The organism is Actinoalloteichus spitiensis RMV-1378 (genome assembly GCF_000239155.1).
Taxonomy (GTDB): Bacteria; Actinomycetota; Actinomycetes; order Mycobacteriales; family Pseudonocardiaceae; genus Actinoalloteichus_B; species Actinoalloteichus_B spitiensis.
In genome coordinates this window covers 1-5,938 of sequence record NZ_AGVX02000651.1, presented here as the reverse complement: position 1 = coordinate 5,938, position 5,938 = coordinate 1, and the positions used below count along the sequence as shown (strand labels likewise).

General features: G+C 73.8%; 4 protein-coding genes. 2 read left to right on the top strand and 2 right to left on the bottom strand.

Annotated features, from left to right (window positions below):
* Positions 1-295 precede the first annotated feature (295 nt).
* On the bottom strand, positions 296-850 hold the full coding sequence (locus tag ACTIDRAF_RS0223385) for an HNH endonuclease (protein ID WP_016701125.1): 555 nt from the start codon (positions 848-850) through the stop codon (positions 296-298).
* 332 nt (positions 851-1,182) lie between these two features.
* Between ACTIDRAF_RS0223385 and ACTIDRAF_RS0223380 the strand changes: the two genes are divergently transcribed.
* Positions 1,183-3,318, top strand: a complete 2,136-nt coding sequence (locus ACTIDRAF_RS0223380; protein ID WP_016701124.1) for a prolyl oligopeptidase family serine peptidase — start codon at positions 1,183-1,185, stop codon at positions 3,316-3,318.
* 45 nt (positions 3,319-3,363) lie between these two features.
* Here the strand turns inward: ACTIDRAF_RS0223380 and ACTIDRAF_RS0223375 are convergent, their stop codons facing one another.
* The gene (locus ACTIDRAF_RS0223375) at positions 3,364-4,650 is read right to left on the bottom strand and encodes an APC family permease (protein WP_016701123.1); all 1,287 of its coding nucleotides are present in this window, start codon (positions 4,648-4,650) and stop codon (positions 3,364-3,366) included.
* Positions 4,651-5,129: 479 nt separating this feature from the next.
* Between ACTIDRAF_RS0223375 and ACTIDRAF_RS30780 the strand changes: the two genes are divergently transcribed.
* Entirely contained in the window at positions 5,130-5,921 is a 792-nt protein-coding gene (locus ACTIDRAF_RS30780) for an IclR family transcriptional regulator (RefSeq protein ID WP_016701122.1), read from the top strand.
* Positions 5,922-5,938: the final 17 nt, after the last annotated feature.

The following is a 5,938-nucleotide window of genomic DNA, read 5'->3' as shown; positions in this document are numbered from 1 at the left end:
CCCCAGTCCGGCATCCGCGTCACCCGCGACGGAATCCGCGTCACCCGCTGATCGGAAAGTCCACCGCCTCCACACCGAGGTGTTCCTCGGCCCCGGTTCGGCGCACGGCCGGACCGGGGTCCGACATCACCGGGGGTGAAGGAGCACCGGCTCGGTCAGCGGTCGACCGCCCTCGGTCCCACCCGCGCCGGGGCGAGCACGACGCCGCCGGGCAGGCCGCCCGCGGGACCCTCCGCCCCGGACCTCGCCCACCGCCGAGGCCGTCGCCCGCCCACCCCCTCCTGCACAGGTACGACTAGGCCGCTTCCCCGAGGTAGGGCAACCAGAGCGGGTCGGTGTCCCCGGCACCGGCCAACAGACGCCAGTGCGGGCCGTGCGGCGCTCTCGGGAGGACGCGCAGCCGCCACCCGAGCTCCGGGAGCAGGCGGTCGGCCTTGCGGTGGTTGCAGCGCGCGCAGCTGGCGACACAGTTCTCCCACACGTGCTGGCCCCCTCTGCTGCGGGGCACGACGTGGTCGACGGTGTCGGCGCGACCACCGCAGTAGGCGCACCGGTGCCGGTCGCGCAACATCAGGCCGGCCCGGGTCAGCGGTACCCGCCCCAGATAGGGCACCCGGACGTACCGGCTGAGCCGGATGACCGAGGGCACCTCCTGGACCAGGGCGGCGGCCCGCAGGGCGCTGCCACCCGGGTCCCGGTGCACCACCTCGGCCTTGCCGCAGACGACCAGCACCACCGCCCGCCGCAACGGCAGGGCGGTCAAGGGCTCGTAGGTCGCGTTGAGCAGCAGAACCCGTCGACGCGACGGGATGATCGACCCGCCGGTGGACGTCCTCCGGGCATGGTCCATACTTGGCGCCAGCACGCCCACTGGGCCGTGTTGTTCTCCACCACCGTCGGCGGCGGCATCCGCGTGCGGCCGTGGGGCACGCAGGACGGACCGCGATGCGAACCCGTCAGCCACGCCGATCGGAGTGGGTTGTCGGTCGGGCACTCGACCACCTCCACCGCTAGCGTGGACTAGTCGACCACATCTGGTGGCCCCCGCGCACCTGTGAAAAGCCGATACACCGAAAACAGGTCCCCAGGACCCGCCCATTCGTGTCGCAAATCACAGCGGTCCCCCGTGGTGGGACCGAACCTGACGACCACCGGTGTCACCCGGTTCTCTAGGGTCAGCGCGTGACCGCCAGCTCCGCACCTCCGAACGGCGCAGTCGATGGCTACCCCGCTGCGCATCGGCTCGATCTCGTCGACGACCTGCACGGCAGACCGGTTCCCGACCCCTACCGCTGGTTGGAGCGGGTCGACTCCCCCGAGACGGAGTCCTGGCACCGTGAGCAGGAGGAGCTGACGCGCCGCCGCCTCGACGGGCTTCCTGGCCGGGAGGCGCTCACCGCCCGGCTGACCGAACTGACCTCGGCCGGTTCCGTCTCCGTTCCGACGTGGCGCGCGGGCCGCGCCTTCCTCACCCGTCGCGTCCCCGGGCAGGACCACGTCGTGCTCCACGTCCGGGAACGAGCCGACGACGGTTCCTGGCGGGAACGGCCACTCGTCGACGTCGCGGAGATCGACCCGTCCGGTCGCACCACCCTCGACACCTGGTCGCCCAGCCTGGAGGGTGACCTGCTCGCGTACCAGCTGTCGGTGGGCGGCGACGAGCACTCCGTGCTGTTCGTGGTGGACGTGCGGACCGGCGAGCGGGTGGACGGCCCCATCGACCGGTGCCGCTACTCGCCGGTGGCCTGGTTGCCGGGTGGCAAGGAGTTCTACTACGTCCGCCGGCTGCCAGCGGAGCTGGTCCCCGCCGGTGAGGAGCACTTCCACCGCCGGGTGCTGCGGCACGTCGTGGGCCAGGACAGCTCGGAGGACGAGGTCGTCCTCGGTGCGGGCCTCGACCCGACGAACTACTACGGCGTCCGGGTGTGCCCTCGGGGCCGCTGGCTGCTGGTGACGGCGCGACCCGGCACCGCCCCCCGGGACTCGGTGTGGATCGCGGACCTCCACGCGGGCGGCGCGCCGACCCAGTTCGTGGACCAACGCGACGGCATCCGGGTCGACCCCTGGGTGGACCGGACGGGAGCCCTGGTGTTGCGCACGACCGACGGCGCGCCCCGGTGGCGGCTGTGCGTGGCCGACCCGGAACGGCCGGCGCGCGCCGAGTGGCGTGAGCTGGTCGCGGAGGAGCCCGACGCCGTCCTGGAGGGGGCGCTCCTCCTGCCCGGCGGGCCGGAGCACCCCTCCAGCCTGGTGGTGCTCCGGTCGCGCCACGCCCGGTCGGAACTGTCGACGCACCACCCCACGACGGGAGAGCTGACCGGAACCGTGCCGCTGCCCGGCCCCGGGGCGGTGACCGGCCTCTCCGCCGTCGACGAGCAGACGCGGCACGACGAGGACCGCGTCTGGATCGGGTGGACGGACTTCGTCACCCCGCCCGGGGTGCTGGAGCACTCGGTGGTCACCGGGCCCGCCGGCCTGGTGAGCCCCGCGCCGGGGGCGGTGGCGCCCCCCGAGGTGCACACGGACCAGATCACGTACCACTCCGCCGACGGGCAGCTGGTGCGCATGTTCGTCGTCGCCCCGGTGGCGGCACCGGACCGTCCTCGTCCCACGCTGTTGACCGGCTACGGCGGGTTCTCGGTCAGCCGGCGCCCGGGCTACTCGTCGGCGGCGCTGGCATGGGTCGCCGCCGGCGGGGTGTGGGTGGTCGCCTCCCTGCGCGGGGGCGGCGAGGAGGGCGAGGACTGGCACCGCGCCGGTATGCGCCAGCACAAGCAGCGGGTGTTCGACGACTTCCACGCGGCGGCCGAGCACCTCGTCGCCCAGGGCTGGACCACGCCGGACCAGCTCGCGATCATGGGCGGTTCCAACGGCGGGCTGCTCGTGGGCGCGGCGCTGACCCAGCGGCCGGAGCTGTACCGGGCGGTGGTGTGTTCGGCACCGCTGTTGGACATGGTGCGCTACGAGCACTTCCTGCTGGGCCGGACGTGGAACGACGAGTACGGGAGCGCGGAGGTCCCCGAGGAGCTGGACTGGTTGTTGGGCTACTCCCCGTACCACCACGTGGTCTCCGGGGTGCGGTACCCCTCCGTGCTGTTCACCGTCTTCGATTCCGACACCAGGGTGGACCCCTGCCATGCCAGGAAGATGTGCGCGGCCCTCCAGCACGCGACCTCGGGTGATCCGGCGGAACGCCCGGTGCTGATCCGCCGCGAGACCGAGGTCGGGCATGGCGCGCGATCGGTGTCGCGCTCGGTGGCGTTGTCGGTGGACCAGCTCGCCTTCCTCGCCGAGGCCACCGGGTTGGACCTCGGCTGAGGGCCGGGCCCACCCGGTCCGGATCCAGCTCCGACGCCAGGACGCTCAGCGCGGTCGGCGTTGGACGGCCCAGCGCCGACCGGCCCAGCTGAGGGCGCCGAGCCCCAGGGCCACGGTCCCGGCCAGCACCGAGGCCGGGGGCAGCGTCGCGGCGAGCACCAGGCACCCCAGGAGGCCCGTCGCGGGCACGACTCGCGGCGGGCGGTGTTCCTCCCGGGTCAGGGTCCAGGCGGCGACGTTGGCGATGGCGTAGTAGACGAGCACCGCGAACGAGGAGAACCCGATGGCGTCGCGCAGGTCCACGAGGCTCACCAGGAGCGCGACCGCCACGCCCACCGCGACCTCCGCGCGGTGCGGCCCCCCGAAACGGGGGTGGACCGCCGCCAGCCGACGGGGCAGGTGTCCGTCCCGGGCCATCGCGAACACGGTGCGGGAGACGCCGAGGACCAGGGCCAGCAGCGCTCCGAGCGCGGCGGCGGCCGCTCCCACCCGCACCAGCGGGGTGAGGGACGGGGCGTCGCTGGCGGCGACCACCGCGGCGAGGGGATCGGGGGCGGTGGCCAGTTCGGCGGGGCCCACCGCGGCCAGCGCGGCGCCCGCGACCGCGACGTAGACCAGGAGTGTGAGGCCGAGCGCCACCGTGACCGCCCGGGGGATGGTCCGGCCCGGATCACGCACCTCCTCCCCCAGCGTCGCCACCCGGGCGTAGCCGGCGAAGGCGAAGAACAGCAGGCCGGCGGCCTGGAGAACGCCCGCTCCCCCGGTGTCCCCGGCCGGGGCCAGCCGGGCGAGGTCCGCGCCGTCCGAGGTCAGGGCGAGAACGACCACCAGGGTGAGCACGGCCAGGGTGATGGCGACGAGTGCCCTCGTCACCGCCGCTGACTTCCGCACTCCCCGGTAGTTCAGGGCCGTCAGGGCGAGCACCACCGCCACGGCGAGTGCCGTGCGCGCCGGACCGTCCGCGGCGGGGATGAGGTAGGCGGCTGCGGTGAGGGCCATGGCGGCGCAGGAGGCCGTCTTGCCCACGACGAAGCCCCAGCCGGCCAGGTGCCCCCAGAACGGTCCCAGCCGCTCGCGTCCGTAGACGTACGTACCACCGGACTCCGGGTGGCGGGCGGCCAGCCTGGCGGAGGAGATCGCGTTGCAGCAGGCGACGAGGGCCGCGACGGCCAACGCGGGCAGCAGGCTGGCCCCGGCGATCTGGGCGGCGGGGGCGAGGACCGCGAAGACCCCGGCGCCCAGCATCGCCCCGAGGCCGACGACCACCGCTCCTCCGGTTCCCAGCTGCCGCGACAGCCTGTCGGAGGCGCCGTCCCCGTGCGCGCTGCTCATCCCGTGCCCCTCCCCCGTCGGTGATCGACCCACGATCCTGGCGCGGCCACGTGAACGCGGGGGCACCAGGGGGTGACGGTGGGGGTGGCGGCCGTCGACGAACCAACCGCGTGCGACGTCACCTGGTCCGTCACCGGCGCTGACGCCGGGCCCGCTCTCGCCGTCCGTGCACCGCCGGTCGCCCTCGGCGACGGGTTCCTCGCGGCGGCCGGTACCGGTCGTCGTCGCCAGCGGAGCAGCGCCGGGACTGTACCGGTGCAGTGCTCGTGACCAGGACGGGAGTCGCGCGGTCACGGCACGCGGACCCCGAGGTGAACCGGCCGCCCCCGGCCGGGCGGGTGACGGCGGGACGTCATCCAGATTTCGTTCGCGTGTTTCCCGGGCTTCTTGTCTTGACAACAAGCCGTGCCGCGCCTGTTATGGGTGGCATAAATGAACCGGCGTTGCGATTATCGCAACGAAATCCTTTCGGAGCGTTCATGTCGTCGTCCTCCCGCGTCCCCAGCGGCGTCTTACAGACCGCGGACCGCGCGCTGCTGGTGCTCGCCGCGTTCACCGAGCGGGAACCCGAACACGGGGTCTCCGACCTCGCACGGCGCCTCGACCTGGACAAGTCCCAGGTGCAGCGCCTGATGGCGACCCTGGCCCGGCGGGACTTCCTGGTCGCCGACCCCCGGACCCGGCGCTACCGCCTCGGTCCGGCGCTGGTCGGTCTCGGGCGGCTCGCCGAACGTGGCGACGGCATCAGCACGGTGGTTCGCCCCGTTCTGCTCGACCTGTCCGAGGCGACCGGGGAGAGCACGGTCTTCAACGTCGCCGACGGGGGCCGCTACCGGTGCTCGGTGGCCGTGGACCAGCCAGGCCCGTTCCGGTACACCTCGGCGGTCGGCCAGCTCTTCCCCGGGCACGGCGGGGCCAGCGGGCACGCGATCTTCGCCTTCTACCCGGAGGAGGAGATCCCGGCCCTCTTCGCACCCGAGCTCGAGGGAGCGACCGACGCGACGATCGGCACCCGCGCCGAGCTGCGACGGCGCTACGCCGAGGTGCGGGAGCGCGGTTACGCGGTCTCGTTCGGAGAACACGACGCCCGGGTCGTCGGGGTCGCCGCTCCGGTGTTCGCCCACGGGACCGTCCTCGGCTCGGTCGCCGTCGTCGGCGCCGCCGCGCACCTGCGCCCCCAACTCGACGCGATCGCCGAACGGGTCGTCGCAGCCGCCGACGCGCTCACCCAGCGTTTCGGTTCCCCACCCGGAGCCCCCCAACCCGACTGATCCGCAGTCGGGTTGGG